Origin of the sequence: Methanobrevibacter sp. (genome assembly GCF_017432245.1) — an archaeon.
Taxonomy (GTDB): domain Archaea; phylum Methanobacteriota; class Methanobacteria; order Methanobacteriales; family Methanobacteriaceae; genus Methanobrevibacter.
This window is the reverse complement of the sequence record NZ_JAFRJO010000004.1, coordinates 39,738-60,801: the sequence shown is the minus strand read 5'-3', so window position 1 is coordinate 60,801 and position 21,064 is coordinate 39,738. Positions and strand designations below refer to the sequence as shown.

At 33.4% G+C, this 21,064-nt stretch carries 18 protein-coding genes; 8 read left to right on the top strand and 10 right to left on the bottom strand.

Features of this window, described 5'->3' with window-relative positions; all coding sequences use genetic code 11:
- Nucleotides 1-168: 168 nt before the first annotated feature.
- Genes IJI80_RS00400 through IJI80_RS00390 form a run of 3 tightly spaced genes read left to right on the top strand, consistent with a single transcriptional unit; the run spans nt 169 to nt 3,039 of the window.
- On the top strand, nt 169-1,890 hold the full coding sequence (locus tag IJI80_RS00400; protein ID WP_292786368.1) for a glycosyltransferase: 1,722 nt from the start codon (nt 169-171) through the stop codon (nt 1,888-1,890).
- A gap of 57 nt (nt 1,891-1,947) precedes the next feature.
- Nucleotides 1,948-2,328 (top strand): CTP-dependent riboflavin kinase, encoded by a 381-nt coding sequence (locus tag IJI80_RS00395; RefSeq protein WP_292786365.1) that lies wholly within the window; start codon nt 1,948-1,950, stop codon nt 2,326-2,328.
- A gap of 36 nt (nt 2,329-2,364) precedes the next feature.
- Nucleotides 2,365-3,039 carry a hypothetical protein gene (locus IJI80_RS00390; RefSeq protein ID WP_292786363.1) on the top strand — a complete coding sequence of 225 codons (675 nt, stop codon included), beginning with the start codon at nt 2,365-2,367 and terminating at the stop codon, nt 3,037-3,039.
- 98 nt (nt 3,040-3,137) lie between these two features.
- Here IJI80_RS00390 and IJI80_RS00385 read toward each other — a convergent pair whose 3' ends face one another.
- The 3 genes from IJI80_RS00385 to IJI80_RS00375 form a co-directional block, all read right to left on the bottom strand.
- The gene (locus tag IJI80_RS00385; RefSeq protein ID WP_292786360.1) at nt 3,138-3,827 is read right to left on the bottom strand and encodes a glycosyl transferase; all 690 of its coding nucleotides are present in this window, start codon (nt 3,825-3,827) and stop codon (nt 3,138-3,140) included.
- 110 nt (nt 3,828-3,937) lie between these two features.
- Nucleotides 3,938-5,323: an Asp-tRNA(Asn)/Glu-tRNA(Gln) amidotransferase subunit GatA gene (gene gatA, locus IJI80_RS00380; RefSeq protein ID WP_292786357.1), complete on the bottom strand. Its 1,386-nt coding sequence runs from the start codon at nt 5,321-5,323 to the stop codon at nt 3,938-3,940.
- A gap of 206 nt (nt 5,324-5,529) precedes the next feature.
- Nucleotides 5,530-6,471 (bottom strand): NADH:flavin oxidoreductase, encoded by a 942-nt coding sequence (locus tag IJI80_RS00375; RefSeq protein WP_292786354.1) that lies wholly within the window; start codon nt 6,469-6,471, stop codon nt 5,530-5,532.
- A gap of 124 nt (nt 6,472-6,595) precedes the next feature.
- Between IJI80_RS00375 and IJI80_RS00370 the strand changes: the two genes are divergently transcribed.
- Nucleotides 6,596-7,393, top strand: a complete 798-nt coding sequence (locus tag IJI80_RS00370; RefSeq protein ID WP_292786351.1) for an HAD family hydrolase — start codon at nt 6,596-6,598, stop codon at nt 7,391-7,393.
- A gap of 44 nt (nt 7,394-7,437) precedes the next feature.
- Here IJI80_RS00370 and IJI80_RS00365 read toward each other — a convergent pair whose 3' ends face one another.
- The 4 genes from IJI80_RS00365 to IJI80_RS00350 form a co-directional block, all read right to left on the bottom strand.
- A complete protein-coding gene (locus tag IJI80_RS00365; protein ID WP_292786348.1) occupies nt 7,438-8,196 on the bottom strand; it encodes a sugar phosphate isomerase/epimerase family protein in 759 nt (252 codons plus the stop codon).
- A 173-nt stretch (nt 8,197-8,369) separates the two neighbouring features.
- Nucleotides 8,370-9,014 carry an AAA family ATPase gene (locus IJI80_RS00360; RefSeq protein WP_292786345.1) on the bottom strand — a complete coding sequence of 215 codons (645 nt, stop codon included), beginning with the start codon at nt 9,012-9,014 and terminating at the stop codon, nt 8,370-8,372.
- 105 nt (nt 9,015-9,119) lie between these two features.
- On the bottom strand, nt 9,120-9,893 hold the full coding sequence (locus IJI80_RS00355; RefSeq protein WP_292786342.1) for a ParA family protein: 774 nt from the start codon (nt 9,891-9,893) through the stop codon (nt 9,120-9,122).
- Nucleotides 9,894-10,223: 330 nt separating this feature from the next.
- Nucleotides 10,224-11,525: a TrpB-like pyridoxal phosphate-dependent enzyme gene (locus tag IJI80_RS00350; RefSeq protein ID WP_292786340.1), complete on the bottom strand. Its 1,302-nt coding sequence runs from the start codon at nt 11,523-11,525 to the stop codon at nt 10,224-10,226.
- 241 nt (nt 11,526-11,766) lie between these two features.
- On the opposite strand from IJI80_RS00350, the gene IJI80_RS00345 reads away from it, so the two are divergent.
- From IJI80_RS00345 to IJI80_RS00335, 3 genes are all read left to right on the top strand, one after another.
- Nucleotides 11,767-12,825: a DUF1786 domain-containing protein gene (locus IJI80_RS00345; protein WP_292786338.1), complete on the top strand. Its 1,059-nt coding sequence runs from the start codon at nt 11,767-11,769 to the stop codon at nt 12,823-12,825.
- Nucleotides 12,826-13,188: 363 nt separating this feature from the next.
- Nucleotides 13,189-13,854 (top strand): PHP domain-containing protein, encoded by a 666-nt coding sequence (locus IJI80_RS00340; protein ID WP_292786336.1) that lies wholly within the window; start codon nt 13,189-13,191, stop codon nt 13,852-13,854.
- Between the two features lie 40 nt (nt 13,855-13,894).
- Entirely contained in the window at nt 13,895-14,752 is an 858-nt protein-coding gene (locus IJI80_RS00335) for a DUF63 family protein (RefSeq protein WP_292786333.1), read from the top strand.
- Nucleotides 14,753-14,846: 94 nt separating this feature from the next.
- Here the strand turns inward: IJI80_RS00335 and IJI80_RS00330 are convergent, their stop codons facing one another.
- The 3 genes from IJI80_RS00330 to IJI80_RS00320 all read right to left on the bottom strand — a co-directional run bounded on the left by IJI80_RS00330 (nt 14,847) and on the right by IJI80_RS00320 (nt 18,892).
- A complete protein-coding gene (locus IJI80_RS00330; RefSeq protein ID WP_292786330.1) occupies nt 14,847-15,500 on the bottom strand; it encodes an MYXO-CTERM sorting domain-containing protein in 654 nt (217 codons plus the stop codon).
- A gap of 660 nt (nt 15,501-16,160) precedes the next feature.
- Complete coding sequence (locus tag IJI80_RS00325; RefSeq protein ID WP_292786392.1) at nt 16,161-17,687, bottom strand: 2-isopropylmalate synthase; 1,527 nt, start codon at nt 17,685-17,687, stop codon at nt 16,161-16,163.
- An 89-nt stretch (nt 17,688-17,776) separates the two neighbouring features.
- Nucleotides 17,777-18,892 carry a radical SAM protein gene (locus IJI80_RS00320; RefSeq protein ID WP_292786327.1) on the bottom strand — a complete coding sequence of 372 codons (1,116 nt, stop codon included), beginning with the start codon at nt 18,890-18,892 and terminating at the stop codon, nt 17,777-17,779.
- Between the two features lie 277 nt (nt 18,893-19,169).
- On the opposite strand from IJI80_RS00320, the gene IJI80_RS00315 reads away from it, so the two are divergent.
- Nucleotides 19,170-20,654 (top strand): cobyrinate a,c-diamide synthase, encoded by a 1,485-nt coding sequence (locus tag IJI80_RS00315; RefSeq protein ID WP_292786325.1) that lies wholly within the window; start codon nt 19,170-19,172, stop codon nt 20,652-20,654.
- The last annotated feature ends 410 nt before the right edge of the window (nt 20,655-21,064 follow it).

The following is a 21,064-nucleotide window of genomic DNA, read 5'->3' as shown; positions in this document are numbered from 1 at the left end:
AGAAAAAGAAATTTATGCATACTAAGTATTTATAATTAATATTTCATCTATGATAATATATTTTTAAAAAAATAACAAGATTTATACATTCTTAAAACATAATAAATATATTATACTATTTTAAATTCCTATGGGATTTTAAATCAATTCATTTAAAGAGGTGAAAATGTGTCTTGGCTAGCAGTGATTTTAGTCTTTTTGCTTGCTTCAATCAAAACAACTACAAATTCCAATAAATCAGTTTCCGTTGTTATTCCTGCATATAATGAAGAAGCTACTGTTGCTGAAGTGGTAAGTGTAGCTCGCAAGTTATCTTATGTAGATGAAGTTATAGTTGTTGACGATGGATCAACTGACAGAACTGTTGAAGAGGCGGAAAGTGCTGGAGCTACAGTAATAAGCCACATAATGAACGAAGGTAAAGGTTCAGCTATTAAAACAGGTTTTAAAAATTCTCATGGGGATATTGTAGCATTTATTGATGCAGATGTTTCTAATTTTACTTCAGAAAAGATCGATAAGATCATTAGGCCGATTCTAGAGGATAGAACTGACATTACCAAAACCAAGTTTGCAAGGGAAAGCGGTCGTGTAACAGAGCTTACCGCAAAGCCTCTTTTAGGATTTTTCTTCCCTGAACTTAATTATGAACAGCCTTTAAGCGGTCAATTTGCAGGTAAACGTTCTGCATTGAATAAAATAAGATTTGAAAAGGATTACGGGGTGGATGTTGGTATTGTACTGGATGCTGATGTTCATGGAATCAAGATTTTGGAAGTTGATATTGGAGACATTTGTCATGACATGTCTCCCCTTGCCGATTTAAACAGGATGGCTAATGAAGTTGTCAGAACCATTATTGACAGGGCTGTAGAGTATGGCCGTGTTACAATGATGGATAAATTGGGAAACTATATTAGAATGGCTATTATGGGTTTGTCCTTTATCATTTTAGGCCTTTTCATGATATTCTTTGTGCCATTCATACCTGTTTTTGTCTCAGTATTTATTGCATTTATTGGTATAGTGCTGACAGTTCTTTACTTCATAAAAATAATAAAAAGATCCATACCTATTCTAAAGAAAAGCAATACTCGGGCATCATTGCAATCTTTCATTAGAATGCACTTCCCATTGATTGTAGCAGGATTGATTTTAATATTGATGCTTTCAACATTCTTATCTGCAGCAAGCTTTGATGATGGAAAAATCTCTGTAGAGCTTACTTCAAGAAACTTTGTTTACGCCCCCGCTGACCATAACCAGCAAACCATTTCTGTTAGAGGGCCATATACCATTGACAGTGCTTTAGAGAATGAAACAGACATGTTAAGAATTCCTGATGATGCATTAAGCACATTGGAAATGACTGTAAATGATACGATGATTATAGATGGCAAGTCATATGAAGTAAACGGTACAAAAGAAGGGGATAGCGGAAACAGATTCAGATTGCCATCAAAGGTAAAACGTGAATTGGGTCTCTCTGATGGTGAGGTTATACCTAACAGTCGCTTAACAGAAGTTTTCCAAGGAATAACCGTAAAGCATATCATACAATTCAATAACTTGAGTGATGTAATGGAAGGGTTCGTGGAATTTGACATCAGTCCAAAATCTACAAATGCGACCTTCTTTAACTTGACTTTAGATAATGAATCCATCCTATCTTCAGTTGGAAACTTTAAAAACGATTCCAGCTATTCAATTTCATATGATGGAAACATAATGTGCACATTTGATTATGATGATGTGAAAAATGGAAATCTCACATTCAGTTTTGATGGGAAGGATGGAATGATAGAATTCGAGAATAGAAACAGCACTTCAATCAGAAACTACGTTACAAGCGATAGGGATTCATTTGTTCAGTTAACATCACTTGAATAACATTAACATTTATTAAATTACTTATCTTAAATTTTTATATTATTTATAGGGATTATAATGGAAATCACAGGAATTGTCACAACAGGATTGGGAAAGGCAGCATATTTTTTAGGCCAGGATTTTTATAAGGACCAATTTAGGGAAAAATGCGGATTCACCCCATTTCCTGGAACCTTAAACCTCATTGTGGAAGAGGATAAGCTTGAGGATATAAGATTAATGAAAAACAGTTGCAAGAATCTTATAAAGCCAGATCAAGGATTCGGTGCAGTAAGGTATATTAAAGCTCATCTAAACAAGGACATTGAAGGAGCCATTGTATTTCCAGACAAAACCACACATGATGAGAATTATTTGGAATTCATATCCAAGGACAAGTTAAGGGACAAATACAATTTCAAGGATGGAGATGAAGTGACATTAACCATTGATATTTGATTTTTATTAGGAATTTTTTAAATAAGGGGGTAATTCATGTCAGGTATAGAAGATTTCATAAATCAATTTAATGAAATGAACATCATCAAAAGAATTATAGTTGGATGCTGTGCAGTTTATTTGATTCTAATGATAATCACTCTTTTAGGCCATGTGGTTTTAGGAATTCCATGGGATTCATATACAGAGGAATCACCAACTGATTACACTGATTTTGTAGACTTGGACCTTGATGGAAATGGCGGTTTGAGTTTTGATGAAGTTAGATATTATGATCATAATTCAGAATTCACCGTTTCAGATTCAGACTTATACAGCATCTTTGAGCGTTGCGATAAGAATGGCAATGGATTGCTTATTGGCGGTGAGTATGACCATTATGTAATTAGTGTGAAAAATCATCTTAGTGATTTGAAGTCACAAAAGGAGAAAGCTCAAAGGGAAGCTCAAGAGAGAGCTAAAAATTCCAAATCCTCATCCTCATCCAATGATAACCCATTCGCATTAAGAAGTGGAAGTTCAGGTGATGGAGATGGTGCTGAAACATGTCCAAACTGTGGAAGTGAAGCTGTTTATTCAACTGGTAGCGGTTATAGATGTGCTGAATGTGGCTATTCCATAAACAATCCAGATGACTTGAACTTAAATTATGAAGAGGGTTATTATGAATTAACACTCCCTTCGTTTATTTATTCCAAAAATAAGGTTTAAATAGTAAATTTTCAATATTTACTATTATTCTATTTTTTTAATTTTTAAAATCACAGCTATTGTTTTATCTATCTATTTTTTAAAATAAGCATAATTAATTATTCATACTTTTTCAATAGCTCTCTGTAATTTCCAATTTGCAATTCAAGACTGGTTATGGTAGCATTATTGTCCTTAGCCAATTGCTTCGCAGATTCAATCATCTCCTCAATGGTCTTATCCTGCTTTTCTATAATTGAATCCTTTTGGGAGAGAAGATTGTCATATGTTCTTGTTATCTTCTTAAGCTGCAATTCCAAATTGTCAGTATTGCTTTTGACCTGCTCCTTATAGTCATTGATTAGGCTTCTGAGATAGTTGATTTGATCCTGCTTGTCATCAATGATAGCTATTTTCTCATTGATTTTCTTCTCCAAGTCATCCATCTCTTTCATTCTGGACTTTTCATAGTTGATTTCATTCTTTAGCTTCAAGTCAAGCTTTTCCTTTTCAAATTTGTATTTAATGAGGGTGTTGTTGAGATTGTTGATCTTTTGATCCTTTTCATCTATCTTTTGGCTGTATTCATCAATTTCCACAGTCTTCAATTCCAAATCGTTTCTGATGTCTTCTATCTTTTCATCCTTCAAGGATAACTCGTACTCCAATTCCTGAATTTGCTCATTTTTGATTTCAAGCTCTTCCTTCAAAGTCTTGATTTCATTGAGCAGTTTTTTGTTTTGATTGGAATTGTTGTTCCTGTTTCTCTTTTTGGAATTGTTCTGTTTATTTGATGAATTTTCGCTCATATTAACCCTCTACAAAATTTAAATCATGAAAAAAAGAAAAATCAATTAATTTAATAAAAAAATAAAAAAAGTAAGTTAATAGCTAATAATAGCTATTGGTTGTTTTAAACTTATTTAGCATACTCAAATGCAGCCATTGCCTGAACGATTTTTGCATCGTCTTGAGGTTTTGCCTGCAATTGCAATCCTACAGGAATGCCATCAACTTCACCAGCCTTTACGCTTGCAGCTGGAATACCTGCCAAGTTAGCAATTACGGTAAGCACATCGTATGCATACATTTCCATAGGCTCTAACTTTTCACCTAATTTGTGTGGCAATTTAGGAACGGTTGGACCTACAATCAAGTCCACTCCTTCAAGCATTTCATTGATTTCATTTCTAATGACTGTTCTTGCTTGAAGAGCTTTTTGATAGTATTTGCCGCTGAATTCCTTTTGTGAAATGTATGAACCCATTTGGATTCTTCTGAGAACTTCCTCACCACATACCTCTTCGATTCTGGAACCGTATTTTCTTCCATCGTATTTTCTGGTTGCAGAGAAGAATTCAACATAGTTTATAAGATAGTATGTAGGAAGACAAATGTCAATGTAGTTGAAACTCAATTCCACTACTTCTGCACCTAATTCCTCTAGCTTTGCAACGGATTCATCAATGATTGCATTGATTTCATCATTGGTTACTTCCTTGAACTGCTTACAGGTAGCTATTTTCATTCCTGTCAATGGCTTTTCAGCATCTTTGACAGACTCAGCTATTTCAGTGAAGTTTGGAGCGTCCCATTTCAATGTTGTACATTCGGTTGGGTCATATCCAACAATAGTGTCTAAAGCAAGGGTGATTCCAGTGATGTCACGGGCCATAGGACCGATTTGGTCTAAACTCATTGACAAGTCAAGCAATCCTTGTCTTGAAACAGCACCATAGGTAGGTTTCATACCTAAGACTCCACAGTGGGAAGATGGGTTTCTGATTGATCCACCAGTGTCGGAACCGATTGCAATGTCACACATTCCAGATGCCACTGCTGCTGCACTTCCTCCACTTGAACCACCAGGGATTCTTCCAGGTGCTGCTGGGTTGTTTACAGCTCCATAGTATGAGGTTTCAGTTGAACTTCCTGCTGCAAATTCATCCATGTTGTTTATTCCTATGATGATTCCGTCTTCAGCCTTGATTTTCTTAACTACAGTTGCATCATAGCTTCCGATATAATCCTCTAAGGTTTTGGATGCAGCAGATATGATAAAGTCTTCTACATTTATGTTAGCCTTAATACCAAACACTAAACCAGCAAGAGCTCCGACTTCTTCTCCAGCCTTTATTTTAGCATCAATCTCTTCTGCTTTAGCGATAGCTTGTTCTTTGTTTAATTCAAGAAAAGCGTTAATGTCATCGTTCTTTTCTTCAATAACCTTAATGTAAGCTTCTACATTTTCCTTTGCAGTAATTTCTTGATTTTTAATTGCATTTAATTTTTCAAGGATATTCATTAAAACACCTTACTTTATTTTAAAACATTGTAATTATGATTAAGTAATCTTTGATAATCAAATCATATTATATCAAATATTTCAATAAATTTTGATAATGATTTTTTTATATAATAATATAATTATATTTTTCAAGTTATATAAACTATTAGTTAGGATATAAGTTAGGATTAAGTTAGGATATAAGTTAGAATAAGTAGTTATACCTATTGGATATTTTTCAATGATTTCAATGCCTTTTTAGACCACTCAGCATCCATTAACATAGCCCTGCCAATGCCAATAAGGTCACAGTATCCCTCTTTCAGCAGATTTTCAGCATCTTTTGCTTTTTTCACACCTCCAGTAAGAATCACTGGAACTGAAGATGATTCCTTAGCTATTTTACTAAGTTCCTTAAAGTATCCTGGCTCTTTGCTGTATGGATTTCTGGATCTGCATAGCCCGCCGCTAATGTCAATTAAATCTACCCCTGAATCTATGAATGATTGGACAGCAAAAGGAATTTCCTCCAATTTGCTTCCTCCCTCCAAATAATCATATGCGCCAAAGCGAATGGCTACAATATAGTCTTCACCTACAGATGCACGAACTTCCTGAATGATTTCATTAGCCAATCTCAAACGATTTTCAAGATTTCCCCCATACTCATCAGTTCTTTTATTTGTGTAAGGTGAATAGAAATGAGTCAATAGGTATTCATGGGCCGCATGTATTTCCACACCGTCAAAGCCAGCTTTTTTAGTTCTTATAGCGGCTTTTGCGAAATCCTCTTTTACCTTTTCAATATCCTCTTTAGTCATGGAATTTATGTTTATCCAATCCCTTGAAATTCTCTCTTTCCCGCCATGATTTAATTGGGCTATTGCAAAGCAATTTTTCTTATGAATGGCTTCTGTCAAATTTCTATAAGATTCAATAACAGAATCATCAGCCATAGAAAGCTGTTTTGGGGTTGATTTTCCTTCAATGGAAACATATGCGTGTTCAACTATTATAAGCCCTGTACATTCTGCTCTCAAGCGATAATATTCTATAAGATTTTCTGTCACCTTTCCATCAGCACTGCCTTCCCTAGCCATAGGAGGCATGACTATACGATTTCTAAGGGTAATGTTTTTTAATTTCAATTCCTCATCAATCAACATTTTTTCACACACTATCTTTTTAAAAAATCATTTTAATTACAAATTCATTTTTTTAAATTGTTATTCAATAAATTAATATATTACTAATCTATAATTATAATTATTATTAATTTGAGCTGATATGATGACTAAAAAAGCTATTGTATTTGATAACTCCGGAACATTATTAGAAAGGTTTAGGGTTATAAAGAATGTGTCTACTGGCGAATTTATCACTCATGTGAACTCTTTGGATTTGATAGACAGCTATTTGAATGCAGCACTTGTTGTTCTTCAATTCAACACAAATCGTCTCAATGAATTGGATCCAAATACCTTGATAAGTGATTTTGTATTGGAAAACAATATAGATTTTGACATCAGCTATTATTCTACAGAGGTTTCCAAAGAGAAAATTACTTCAATTCTTGAAAAGGATACTGCTGTGATAAAGGACATTACAGATACATTCCCTCTTTTAGCCGAAAGGGTTCCTAATATGGAATTATGCAATGGTTCAGCAGTCATTATAGACATTGCAGAGGAAAGAATTGCATTCACAATAACATCTGCAGGCCAATTATTCAGTGGCGTTAAGGATACAATAGCCAAGCTTCAGGATAAGGATATAGAAGTTTTCATAGCTTCAGGAGACAGATCAGGAGCTATCAAAAGACTTGCAAACATTACAGGAATACCTGAAGACCATGCATTTGCAACTGCAAGTACGCATAGAAAAGCTGAAATTGTGGCTAATCTTCAGGATGAAGGGTATAAGGTCATGATGGTTGGTGATGGCCCAAATGACATTTTAGCATTTGAGCAAGCTGATACAGCTATTCTTACAACTGAACAGAAAGATGGTGATTTCCCTGATAAACTAAAAGGGTATGCAGATTTTGTAATTGAAGACATTAGCGAAGTTCTTCAAATAGATTTCTAGTCAAAATCTTCAATCTTTTTTCAATTATTTTCTTTTTTATTATTCTATTTATTTTCGCTTAAGAAATCTTCAATCACTTTTTTACTTTTCATTACATTATCGAAATTATTCAATTCGATAATTCCATGCTTCACATGCTTCAACAGATTCAAGTCAAGAGTTCCGTCACCTACTGCCTGGTGCTTATCCTTTATCCCATCATTGTCATTTATATGGTTATATAGGATATTAGGAATCTTGAAGAAACTTTCTTGATCTTCACAAGTATTGACATGACCTAAATCTATTGTAATGTTGCAACCGGTCTCATTGGTGAGGTTTTCCAATTCATAAGCACGGTTTCCAAGATAGGAAAAACGTTCTGGCATGTTTTCTATGGATATTTTTGCTTCCTTGTCTTCAGCATAGGCCACAAGTTCATGGGTGGATTCTGTAAGGAACTCAAGTGCCATGTCCCTTAGGTATTTTTCAGGCCTTCCTATTTTACCAGGATGGGCTGTTATGCCTATAGCACCTATCTCATCTGCAAGGTCAAGGCAATCCTTTGTCTGTTTCACAGATTCCTTACGAATTCCTGTATTTAAGCTTGCAAGGTTTATGTCAACATTTACTGCATGCATATAGACATCCAAGTCATATGAGTGAAACACTTCTGTGATTTCCTTTTTTCCAAGCATTTCATCTGGTCTGTATGGACCTTCAGCCAAGAGTTCAACACTATCAAAGCCCTTTTCTACTGCCATATCAAGCATTTCATTTACATCTTTCATGAAAAGTGAAAGAAGTGAAAATCCTAATTTCATTTTAATCCCCGTGTTTTAATTTTAGTTAGCTATTTTTAAATTAATATAAAATTTGTTAATCTTCTTAATTGATAGATAAAGGAATCCATTTAAAAACAGATTCCAATCATCTACCAATCCTTTGATTTATTGATGTTAAGTGGATAATCATAATTCTAAATCATGTAAGTATCTTACAAATGATTAAACAATGTCCAGATTTCAGGATACTTTTCAGCTATTGCAGCATCTATCAAGTTTGATGCTTCACTGCTTATGCTGAATTCAGGTTCGGTTTTTCTCAAGTACCTTAGTACAGCCGCTGATCTTGCAGACCATAAAGTGATTCTTGGATTATTTTCCACAGTTTCGATGACTTCATCTATCAGTTTCTCCTCTTTTTCTGAAAGAAGACTACCAACTTCTTTTAAATCATCTGAAGCTTTAATTATTTCACTAGTTGCATCACTTTCTTCATTTAAATTAACTGTAGAATCAATTATTTCTACACTTTTTTCTGAGCTGATTTTTTCTTCATCTTTTGCACCATTTTCTGGTGGTTTCTCATCATCATTGAAGAAAACATTTGTGTACTCTGAACTTTCTTCTACTTTTTCCTCTTCAACATCTGCTGATTTTTCTAAAACTTGAAGTTCATCTTCACCATCGAATTCCTCTTCAACTTCTTCAACCAGTTCTTCAAATGTTTTTGATTCCTCTTCGGATTCCCTTAACATATCCTCAAGACTGATGCCTTCTTCAAAATCTTTCTCTTCTATTTTTGGAATCAATGAATCCAATCCTCTTCCTAATCCTGTATTCTTTTCCTTTTTAGCCATTTCATCAAACCCTTTCGTGTTATATAAAAATCATTATTGTAATCATCAAGTATCATATTCCTATTTTAATTCAATAACTCTCTTTCTCTTTCTATTTTTTATTTTTCAGTTTCCATCCCTTTCCAATATTTCCTTAGCAAGTTTCAAGTAAGCTATTGCACCTTTGCTTTCTGGATCATAGACAATACATGGTTTTCCATAACTTGGAGCTTCTGCCAAACGTATGTTTCTTGGAATGACTGTATTGAATACGTATTCCTTGTCCTTGAAGTATTTTTTTAGCTCGGAATAGACTTCCCTTCCTAATCTGGTTCTTGCATCATACAATGTTAGAAGTATTCCCTTGATTGGTGTCGGGCTTCTTAATCTTGTTTCCACAAGTTTGATTGTATTCATCAGGTCGGCCAATCCTTCAAGTGCAAAATATTCAGCTTGAATCGGTATCAATACGCTGTCTGCAGCTATTAGTGAATTTATTGTTATTATTCCAAGAGATGGTGGCAAGTCTATTATAATGTAATCAAAGATGCCTTTAATAGGTTCAAGCAAGTTCTTTAAAGCTATATGATAGTTAGCTTCCTTGCTTAATTCCACTTCAATACCGCTTAAGTCGATATTGCTTGGAAGTATGAATAGGTTTTCAATTTTTGTTGGAATTGTAGCTTTTTGAACACTGCATTCGTTTACTAAAGCAGTGTATACTGTCTTCTTGATTTCTGTTTTATTAATTCCAAAACTTGTTGTAGCGTTAGCTTGCGGATCCATATCGACTACAAGGACGGCCTTTCCCATAGCTGCAAGTGATGTTGCCAAATTAACTACAGTTGTAGTCTTCCCACATCCGCCTTTTTGATTCATTACGGCAATAGTTTCTCCCATTATATTAATTCTCCTTAGTATTTTTTCTTAAAATAAAGTGATTTCTTAAATTTTATAACTTATAATGAATAACTTGGAATAACTTAGAAGTTTTTTCTTAAAACTTATTTGTTATTATTTGTAAGTTATTACTTCCTAGTTATTACTTATATATTATAATTTATAAGTTATACTATATAAGTTTTAAGTTATATCTTATTACTTTTACTTTATAATTTATCATTTATAAGTTTTTATTTTTAAGTTATTTCTTATATTTTATAAGTTATTAGTTATAACTTATAACTTATAACTAAAAATTATCATAAAAAAAAATAATAGAATGGAAATCTATTTGGAGTTTTCCATAGATCCATCCATATAACTTGCGTAACCTTTAAAGTCCATTAAACCATGGCCTGAGAAGTTAACAACAATGGTTTTTTCTTCACCAGTTTCCTTACATTTTTTAGCTTCATCAATAGCTGCCTTGATTGCATGGTTTGTTTCAGGTGCTGGAATGACTCCTTCACACAATGCAAACATTTTACCTGCTGCAAATACATCTCTTTGGTGAACAGCAACTGGATTGATGTAGCCTAAGTCTCTAAGCAAGGACACTTGTGTGTTCATACCGTGGTATCTAAGTCCACCTGCATGTACAGAAGGAGCAACGAAGTTGTGTCCTAATGTAAACATCTTCAAGAGAGGAGTGAATCCCACTTCATCACCAAAGTCGTATCTGTATTCTCCTTGAGTCAATGTAGGGCATGCAGAAGGTTCTACAGCTATGAATTCAGTGTCGGTGTTACCTTGAATCTTGTCTTTAATGAATGGGAACAAGGATCCTCCAAAGTTACTTCCTCCACCAACACAAGCAATCATTGTGTCTGGCTCTTCTTCAACTTTTTCCAATTGAATCTTGATTTCTTGACCAATTGTGGTTTGATGCAAGATAACGTGGTTCAATACACTTCCTAAGGTGTATTTTACTTTATCATCAGTTAAAGCATCTTCTACAGCTTCAGAAATAGCTATTCCAAGGGAACCTGGAGTGTCTGGATGTTCTGCAAGAACTTTCCTTCCTACTTCAGTATTTTCACTTGGGGAAGCATGAACCTCTCCATCATACAATTGCATGATAGTTTTTCTGAAAGGCTTTTGGTCATATGAAACCCTTACCATGTATACGGTACAATCGATTCCCATCATGGAAGCTGCAAGGGATAAAGCAGTACCCCATTGCCCTGCACCGGTTTCTGTGGTAATTCTTTCAATACCTTCCTTTTTAGCATAGTATGCCTGAGCTATTGCACTGTTTAGCTTGTGACTTCCAGTAGGAGAAGTGTCTTCCCGCTTATAATAGATTTTTGCAGGCGTATTAAGTTTTTCTTCAAGTCCTTTTGCTCTAACTAAAGGAGTAGGTCTTCCTAATCTTTGGTAGAGTTCTCTTACCTCTTTTGGGATACTTATGTATCTGTCAGTAGCGAACTCTTGATTAAGACATTCGTTTACGAATATTTGAGGCAATGTGCCTATTTGATCTTTTCCTTCACTGTTTTTAGGAGCAGGAAGTTCTACAGGTAAATCAGCGTTAATATTATACCATTTGGTTGGTACTTCATCGTTAGTTAAATCAATTCTATATTGCATATTATCACATTTTGTTTTTTAAATAATCTTTTTGTAAAAATTTTCTTAAGATTGTAATAAGATTGTAATCTTAATCGTTCTGTACTAATATTATGTATAATGAACTATATAAAGCTTTGTAGTACATATTTGTACATTATAGTATTTAAAATAAAATATTTTTCTTAGTTTTTCAGAGTTCTTTTCAAGCTTTTTCAAGATTTATAAAAAACTTAAATATTTTTAAAACAAATAGAAAACTATGAAAATTTTAGCTATTGATGTAGGAACTGGCACAGAAGACGTTTTATTGTATGACAGTGAAAAAGAGATTGAAAATTCAATGAAATTGGTTATTCCCTCTCCTCATTTAACCATTGGCCAGATGATATCTGAATGTGAAAGTGACATTTATTTTGATGGTGTCATCATGGGTGGAGGAAAGATCAAGGATAGATGCCTTGAGCATATGGAAAAAGGATATAAGATTGCTTTCGAGGATTTGGCAGCAAGAACAATCCGTGACAATATAGAACAGGTAAAGTCATATGGATTTGAAATAGCAGAGGACAATGCATACGAAAACGATTCAAGCTATTCAAATTATGCAAAAATATCTTTAAAGGATGTGGATGTAAATCATTTGATTGATATATTCTCTTCATTTGACCTTGACTTGAATGTGGATGAGCTCATTGTAGCTGTTCAAGATCATGGATACAGTGAGGATATGGGAGACAGGGACTTCAGATTCGAGAAAATCAAGGAAAAGCTCCCAGAACCTATGGAGCCTGAAACTTTTGCAATGGAAGCTGAAGAAGTTCCTGAATACTTTACAAGAATGCAATCTGTCATAAAGTCATTAGCTAAAGAAAACCCTGAATTTAAACCAGTTCTAATGGATACCAAGTTTGCATCAATCGCTGGAGTATGTTACGATAAGGAAGTTCTAAAGTTAAATAGCTTTGTTGTTATGGATATAGGCAATGGACATACTACTGTAGCGTCAATTGAAGATGGTAAAATACAGGGTGTATTCGAGCACCACACAAGAGATTTGACCTCTCAAAGACTTGAAGAGCTTGTTTTAGCCCTTGCTGATGGAACAATTAAGCACGAGGACGTTCATGGTGAAGGAGGGCACGGTGCATTTGCATTGAATCCTATTTCCAAATTGGAAAAAGTTATCGTAGCTGGCCCAAAAAGAGCATTGATAGAAGGCACTAATCTTGACTATTATCATGCAGCTCCTGGTGGAGATGTGATGATGACAGGCACTGTTGGCCTTGTAAAATCCATGGAATTCTTAAGAAAAGAATAATAAAATTATTAATATAATTATAATCTAATGATTTTTAAAAATATAATAAAATTAATAATAATTTTATTTATCTTATTTATTTACATACATTTTTCCTATTTTTTTAATTTTTTCAGTTACTTTTAACCTTTATTCAGTAATTTTTTTCTCAAATTTCATCATTTCCTAGTTACTTTTTCATTTTTCCTTGCAACTTTTTTCGAATATACAGTAATTTTTTTTACAATTTATTTTGAGTATCAGTAAAATTTTTCATTAATATTTATGGAGATATAAAAAAAGTTTATAATGGATTAATACTAATATAACAATTGATAATATTAATAATAGCAATTTAATTTAATAGAAAAAATGAGGCATAATATGAAATTTGATCCACATATCCATAGTGTTTATTCAGGCGATTCCCGTTCAGAAGTTATAGACATTTTAATACAAGCTGAAAAGAAGGGATTAGATGCTATTGCAATCAGCGATCATAATGAAATTAAAGGATCACGACTTGCAAGGTCTTATGGCGGTAACATCATTGTAGTCCCATCTATTGAAATATCATCTGACAAAGGCCATATTTTAGGATTAGGTGTAGATGAAATCATTCCAAAAGGATTGTCTGCTGTAGAGACTGTAGATAGAATTCATGATGCAGGTGGGCTTGCTATTGTACCTCATCCATTTTCATATTATAGGCACGGCCTCTTCTGCAATGTTGACAAGAACCTTGTTGTTGATGGTGTAGAAACCAAAAATGCAAGGTACATTTTCGGATACTCAAACAAGCAGGCAGAAACATTGGCATACAATAAAAGGCTTGCAACTTTAGGTGCTAGTGACTCTCATTTCCTCAAGTCTGTAGGAGATGCATTCACTGAAGTCAACACCAAAGGAGATGATTCTGTAGATGGCATATTGAAAGCCATTAAACATAGACGATGTAAGGCAATGGGTCATAGAACAAGCAATTTCCTCATAGCTAAGGAAGTCTTTGTAAAGAAAGTCCTTAGAAGGTATCCAAAAAGAGAAGAGTAGTCTATAAGTTTTAATTTATAATGAATATGTTGATGATAATATGCCTACTGTAGACACTTTTCTTCCAGATTTTGTACAAAGCACTTTTTTCTCTGGATACACTGTTTTCAATACAATAGTCTATACACTGATTTTAGTAATCTTCATATTGGCCATTATCAAAATGTTTAAGAAATTGGAGATTGACCCACTTTCAATTTTCTATTCAATCATCCCATTCATTTTTCTCGGATCATCAACTCGAGCTTTAGTGGATAATGGAATTTTACCTAAAACGGTTTTCTTGATCACTCCTGGACTATATATTCTTGTAGGATTGATTACAATCTTTTCATTTTTATTCAGCGTTTATCTATTTCATAAAAAATCTATTGATTATAGATATTCATTATTTTGCATGGGATTAATTTTTATGATTCCCAACATTATTTTTTTCTCAAGTCTAAATTATACAGCAATACTTTATGTTTTAGCAACTTGGATGATATCATCATTGATTTTTATGGGAATCGCATTTTTAGTTTTATACATTACGAATAAATATATGGACAACAATAATGACTACGTATTCTCTAACATTGCTCAAAAAGTACTTGATCATAAAATTGATTTTTCCATCGTACTTACCCACCTGTTCGATGCATCAACAACTTATGTTGCAGTAGAATACTTCAATTATGCAGAACAGCACGTTTTACCAAATGCTCTAAATCAACTATTCAATACATATCTCACCCTATTTCCTATGAAAATTATTGTCATCGTTGCAGTATTATACATTATCGATCAATATTTCGATGACTCAACCATAAAAAATCTATTAAAATTAACAGTATTTGTACTAGGATTGGCGCCAGGTTTAAGAAATATTTTGACCATGGCTATCGGCACATTATGAGTTAAGATTAAAAGAAATTTTTCATAAAATCTTCTAAATATTTTCAGATTTTTTTTATAATGTTCTTGCTTTCATATCAATTCAAGTTATTGATCTAGTTTCTTCTCCTTCTAAGAGTTAGTCCTAAACCTAATCCAGCGAATGCCAATAGTCCCAAAGGATTTCCTGCAGCATTAGTCATTGGTACTTTTTTGGTATATGTTTTTTGAATCTCTGCTGGAGCCACATTGATTGGAGGTTCTGTTTCATTCTTTGGAGGAGGTGTTTCATTGGTTGTATTGTTTGTCTCATTATTTTGAGGCGGGATATCAGATTCAACGAAGAACCATCCTATGAAATCTTGAAGACTACCGTCTTTGCTGCTGAAATACTTGAAAGTATAATTAAACTGAGTTGTGTTGTTTATAGGAATAGTTCCCTTATCCGGATATTTCAATCCATCAGCATATGATTTATTAATATCTTCTATGATGCTTATGTTAACATGATTAGTTTTAAACCATCCTTCTTCTCCTTGTCCAATAAGATACCAAATAATTAACTGTCTTGATGTCACATCATCAAGCTCTTTACCTAGGGCTCCTGTTTTAGGATTAACAGTAAAATGAGTCAAATCTTCATTTCTATACTTTATAGCGAATATTTTGACTTTATCAGCTTGTACATCTGTTATTACCTCAGTTGATGTTATATTTTCTTCAACATTATATACAGTGTCAACTTCAGGAACAGTCATACCTTTCTGCACACAATAGGACGAATAATTATCTCCCTCTGTTTCAAAAGTAACATTATAACAGTCACCGCTACTTGCATTTGCAACTACCGTTGCCTCTGTTGCAAATACGGTTGGAACTGTCAATGTTGATATTATTACTAATAATAACATTATTGTCATTATTCCAAAAAATTTATTCTTCATATTATCACCGTTTTTTCAAACAAATTCATTTTTTGATAATTTTTTTTATATTATCCTAACCACTTAACTAAGTTAAATATAATTTTTTGCGTGGGTGCTTTAAATATTTCTCGTTTAAGGCATATAAAATTTTTTATTTATTTGTTTAATATTATCAAACAAATTTTCATTTTTTTTAATTAATTTGGTATTTTTTGAACATTTTTAAAATAGTTTAATAGGCGTTTAAAGAAATATGGTGTATTATTTTTAAATATAGCCAATTATTCAGTTTTTATTCTAAAAAATATACAAAATATAATTATTATAGGATTTTTTAGTTAAAATTAATAAAAAAAGAAATAAAATCAAATTAAAAAAAAGTTAATTTATACATTATTAAAATTATATCTGAAAATTTTTAAAAAATATAATAAATTAAAGAATTATAAAAAATAGAAAATTAGAAAAAGCAAAATAAGTAAAAGATTAAAAAAAGAAGAAAGTTCAGCTATTCTTCTCAATAGCCAACAATCTATTTATAGAGTTGATGACTGCAACCACACTTGAAATGATAACGTCCTCTCTTGTAGCTCTTCCTGTTGCCCTATGCCCATCATTGTCTGAAATCACTACAAAGGTTTCTGCCAATGCATCAGTACCACCGCTCACCGCTTCAAGTCTGTACTCTTCAAGGTTAATGTCAACGGTTTCCTTAACAAGTGATTTGATTGCACCGATGGCTGCATCAACTGGACCCACTCCAATTTGAGAGGTTTCGAGGACCTTTCCTTCAATGGAAAGCCTTACAGTTGCTGTTGCAGATACTGATTCTCCAGTCATTACACTCATTCCAAGCAGTTTGATGTACTCTTTACCACTTGTACTTAGTTCTGTAATTGCAATGGATTTCAAGTCCTCATCTGTAATGCATTTTCCCTTATCCCCAAGTGTCTTTACCTGATTGTAAATGTTTTCGAATTGCTTAGGGCTTACCTCTATATTGAACTCTTCCAATTTTGACTTGATTCCAGCATGGCCAGTATGCTTTCCAAGGGCAATTCTTCTTTTGTGGCCAACAAGTTCAGGTGGAATCGGTTCATAGGTAGAAGTGTTTTTCAATATTCCATCCACATGGATGCCTGATTCATGAGCGAATGCATTTTCTCCCACTATAGGCTTTGTAGGAGGCATCTTAATACCTGTAATTGATCCAATGAAATTGGATGTGTCATAAAGTTTTGTTGTGTCAACACCAATATTAGCACCATAAGCTATCTTCAAGCTAACTACAAGTTCCTCTAAAGAGGTGTTTCCAGCTCTTTCCCCAATACCGTTTATAGTACAATGAGCTTGGTTTGCCCCTTCCTCAATACCAATGATTGAGTTTGATACAGCAAGCCCAAAGTCATTGTGGAAATGAAGGCTTATAGGAACATTTATTTTCTTTCTTAGGATTCTTATTAAATCTCTTGTAGTGGATGGGACTAAGATTCCAACAGTGTCCGGTACATTTATTATGTCCGCTCCTGCACCTTCAACACCTTTATAGAATTCTATTAGATAATTAAGTTCGGTCCTTGTAGCGTCTTCAGCTGAAAATTCCACAGTAAGCCCATGGTCTTTTGCATATTCAACCGCTTCAATCGCTTGATTCAATATTTCCTCTTTTGACTTTTTCAGTTTGTAGTCTCTATGGAGAGGAGAAGTTCCAATAAACAAGTGAGCATATGATAAGTCAGAGTCGATTACTGCATCGATATCCTTTTGCAATACTCTTGCTAAACCGCATATATTAGACTTAAAGCCTAATTCCACCATTCTTTTTGCGGCTTTTCTTTCCCCTTCTGATACAGTTGGAAAACCCATTTCTATGGTGTCCACTCCAAGTTCATCCAGCTTTTGAGCTATCTTTATCTTCTCATCAACTGTTAAAGCGATGCCTGGAGCCTGTTCTCCATCTCTTAAGGTTGTATCAAAAATTCTGATCTTATCAGGGATTTTCAATTCTTCCTTTACATCTTCAATGTCTATTGCATTCATTTTTCCCTATCCTTTGATTTAATAAGTAAATAAGTATATCTTAATTTATTATTTTAATTATTTATTATTTTTAGTGTTTCTTAATAATTATCCAAAGCTGATTGGTAGTTTCCATCCAATTTTATATAAGGTTCTGCCCTTTTTACAACAACTCCAATTCTTTGAAGCTCTTCAAGTTTCTTGAATGGCTTGTTTTTGCGTATGGCCATAATCTTTCTTGCAGATTTCGGACCGATTCCTGGTACACGTATCAGTTTTTTATAGGATGCATAATTAATTTCTACAGGGAAAATGTCCATTTCCCTTGCAGCTAAAATCTTTGGATCTTCCTTCAAGGAAAGCTTGTCGTTTTCATCAAATACCAGTTCTTTCACATCAAACTTGTAATCGCTTAGCAAGGCATCTGCATGGTAGAGCTTAGCTGTTCTGTCTGTATTACAGGATTCCTTCTTTTCAAATTCAGTTCCCTCTACCGGTGAAAATGCACTGAAGTAGCTTCTTCTAAGGTCTACTTTCTTGTATAGACTTTCCATTCTTTTTAGAATTTCCAAGTCGGTTTCATCATTTGCACCAACAATCAACTGTGTGGTATGGCCGGATTTTGCAAAGCTTGGATTCTTCTTTGCAATGTCATTCATCCAATCCAATCTTTTTAGAATGTCCTTATTGTAGTCCTTTGTGCTTGTGATTTCACTGAGGCCATCCTTAGTAGCAGCCTCTATGTTCAAGCTTACCCTATTTGCTAAGCTCATTGCCCTTTTGATTGAATCTTTAGATGCTCCAGGAATGATCTTTAGGTGAATGTAATCATCATATCCGTAATCCTTTCTGAGGATTCTTGCTGTTTCTATGGTTTTTTCCATAGTGTTGTCTATTGTATCACCTATTCCAGAACTTAGGAAAAGACCGTTTACATAGCCATTGTTGTAGTAATGCAAAAAGGCTCTTGACAATTCTTCAGGACTTAGTTCAAGACGTGTGAAATTGCGTTTGCTTTGATTGATACAGTATTTGCAATCGTTTTTGCATTTATTTGTCATCAATGTTTTAAAAAGAGGTATTTTGCATCCATTATGTCCTGTTGCATGGTAAATCCCAGGGAGATTAACCTGTGAGCTCTTGCTATGGCTGACATAATCGCACAGATCATATTGTGCACTATCTGCCAAAACTTGCATTTTTTCCAATGTAGACATAGTATCCCTCTTTAACTTATATATGATTTTTGCTTATATAAAAACAAAATATTCTACTTCTGTTATATTTTCATATATAATTTTTTTATTTTAATATTATATACTTTATGTAAGCAAATAAAAATTATTTTTTCATGTTTATTCTAGTCCTATTATTATTACAAATAATTTAAAAATCCCTTGTTTTTATTACTTTCTTCCAATATCCCTTATATTTATGCAGATTTCTTATTTTATTTAAGAAAATTTTATATAAAATATATGCTAATTTAATATTATGAAAGTCGTACTTGCTGGAACTGGAAGTGCTGTTGGAAAAACAACTATTTCTACAGGAATCATGAAAGCACTTCAAGATGAAAATGTTCAACCCTTCAAGGTAGGCCCTGATTTTATTGATCCTTCTTATCATACAATTGCGACAGGCAATGTATCAAGGAACTTGGATTCATTTTTCATGGATGAGTTTCAAATAATCAATTCATTTGAAAGGGCTATGAAGATATCAAAATCCAATATGGGGATTATTGAAGGTGTAAGAGGTTTGTATGAAGGTATCAGTCCTATTAGTGATATAGGTAACACGGCCTCCATTGCTAAGGCCTTAGATGCGCCTGTTGTCCTTCTTATGGACTCAAGAAGCTTGGTGAAAAGTGCGGCAGCTGTTGTATTGGGCTTTAAGGCCCTTGACCCTGATGTAAGAATAGAAGGAGTTATCCTGAATAAGGTCAAAGGTCCAAGACATTTCAGAAAGGCTAAGGAGTCAGTTGAAAAATTGGCAAATGTTCCAGTTATAGGCGGCATTCCAAGAAATGATGAGATTGCAGTGGAAGAAAGGCATCTCGGTTTGGTTCCAGCTCTTGAAAAGGAAAAGATCAATAGGAATATTGAACTTTGGGGAAATATTGCAGAGGAGTATATAGACTTGGATGCTCTAAAGGATATAATGAAAACATCTGATAAATCCGCTCTAAAAGACAATAAGGATAAGGCAATTGAATCAAAGGAAGAAGATAATAATTTTGGACACCGTGTGGATTTATCCATTCATGAGGATGAATTCAATAGGGAGCATAATGAAGCAATAAACCTTGAAGTTACTAATGACTCCAAACCAGGAGAATTATGGAAAATAGGCAATAAGGCCCCTTTAAAAATTGGCGTTGCCATAGATGAAATCTTCACCTTTTACTATAAGGAAACATTGGAATCCCTTGAGGATAATGGTGCTAAGATTGTTCCATTCAGCCCATATAAGGATGAGGAAATTCCAGATGTAGATGCCCTTTACATTGGCGGAGGATACCCTGAAGTGTTCAAGAAGGAATTGTCTGAGAATGAATCCATGCTAAAATCCATCAATAAGTTCCATAAGGAAGATAGGCCAATATATGGTGAATGCGGTGGATTGATCTATTTATCAGAGTCTATTGACGGCTTAGGAATGGTCAATGCAATCCCATACAGTGCTGAAATGACTTCTAGAGTTCAAGGATTGAATTATGTTGTAGCAAGATCCAATAGGAATAATCTCATATCTGAAGAAGGGGATATTTTCCGTGCACATGAATTCCACTACACTAAACTCAACATAGACAGTACAGATGATCTTGCATTTGATGTGCTTAGAGGAAGAGGAGTATTGAATAGTATGGATGGAGTCTCTGTTAGGAACACTTTAGCTAATTATATTCATATTCATGCTTGTTCATGTCCTAACTTTGCATATAATTTCACTAAGAATATAGCTGAGTTAGATTAAAGTTTTATTTTTTTTCTTAAAATTTTTATATATTATTAGATTTCTATTTTTATTTTTTTCATATTTTTTCATATTTTCATATTTTTCCATTCTCATTATTTCCATGAACTTTTTTAAAAATTTATTTTTGTATAATGTATACTATTTTTTCTTAAATTTTTTTACAATATACAAAATTTTTAGATTTTTCAAGAAATTTCTCTCATAAAAAAGTATTACTTAAGAAATCTGGAGGAATTTTTACAAAAAAATTTTCAAATTTTAAAATCTATTTAAATTCATTATTTTGTTTTCTAACTTGAGTTTTTTTATCTATTTTTTTAAAAAACTATAAATAATTATTATTTTTTTTAAATAATTATTTTAAACTATCCTCCACATCAATTTTTTTAATGCTCTTTGTAACTTTT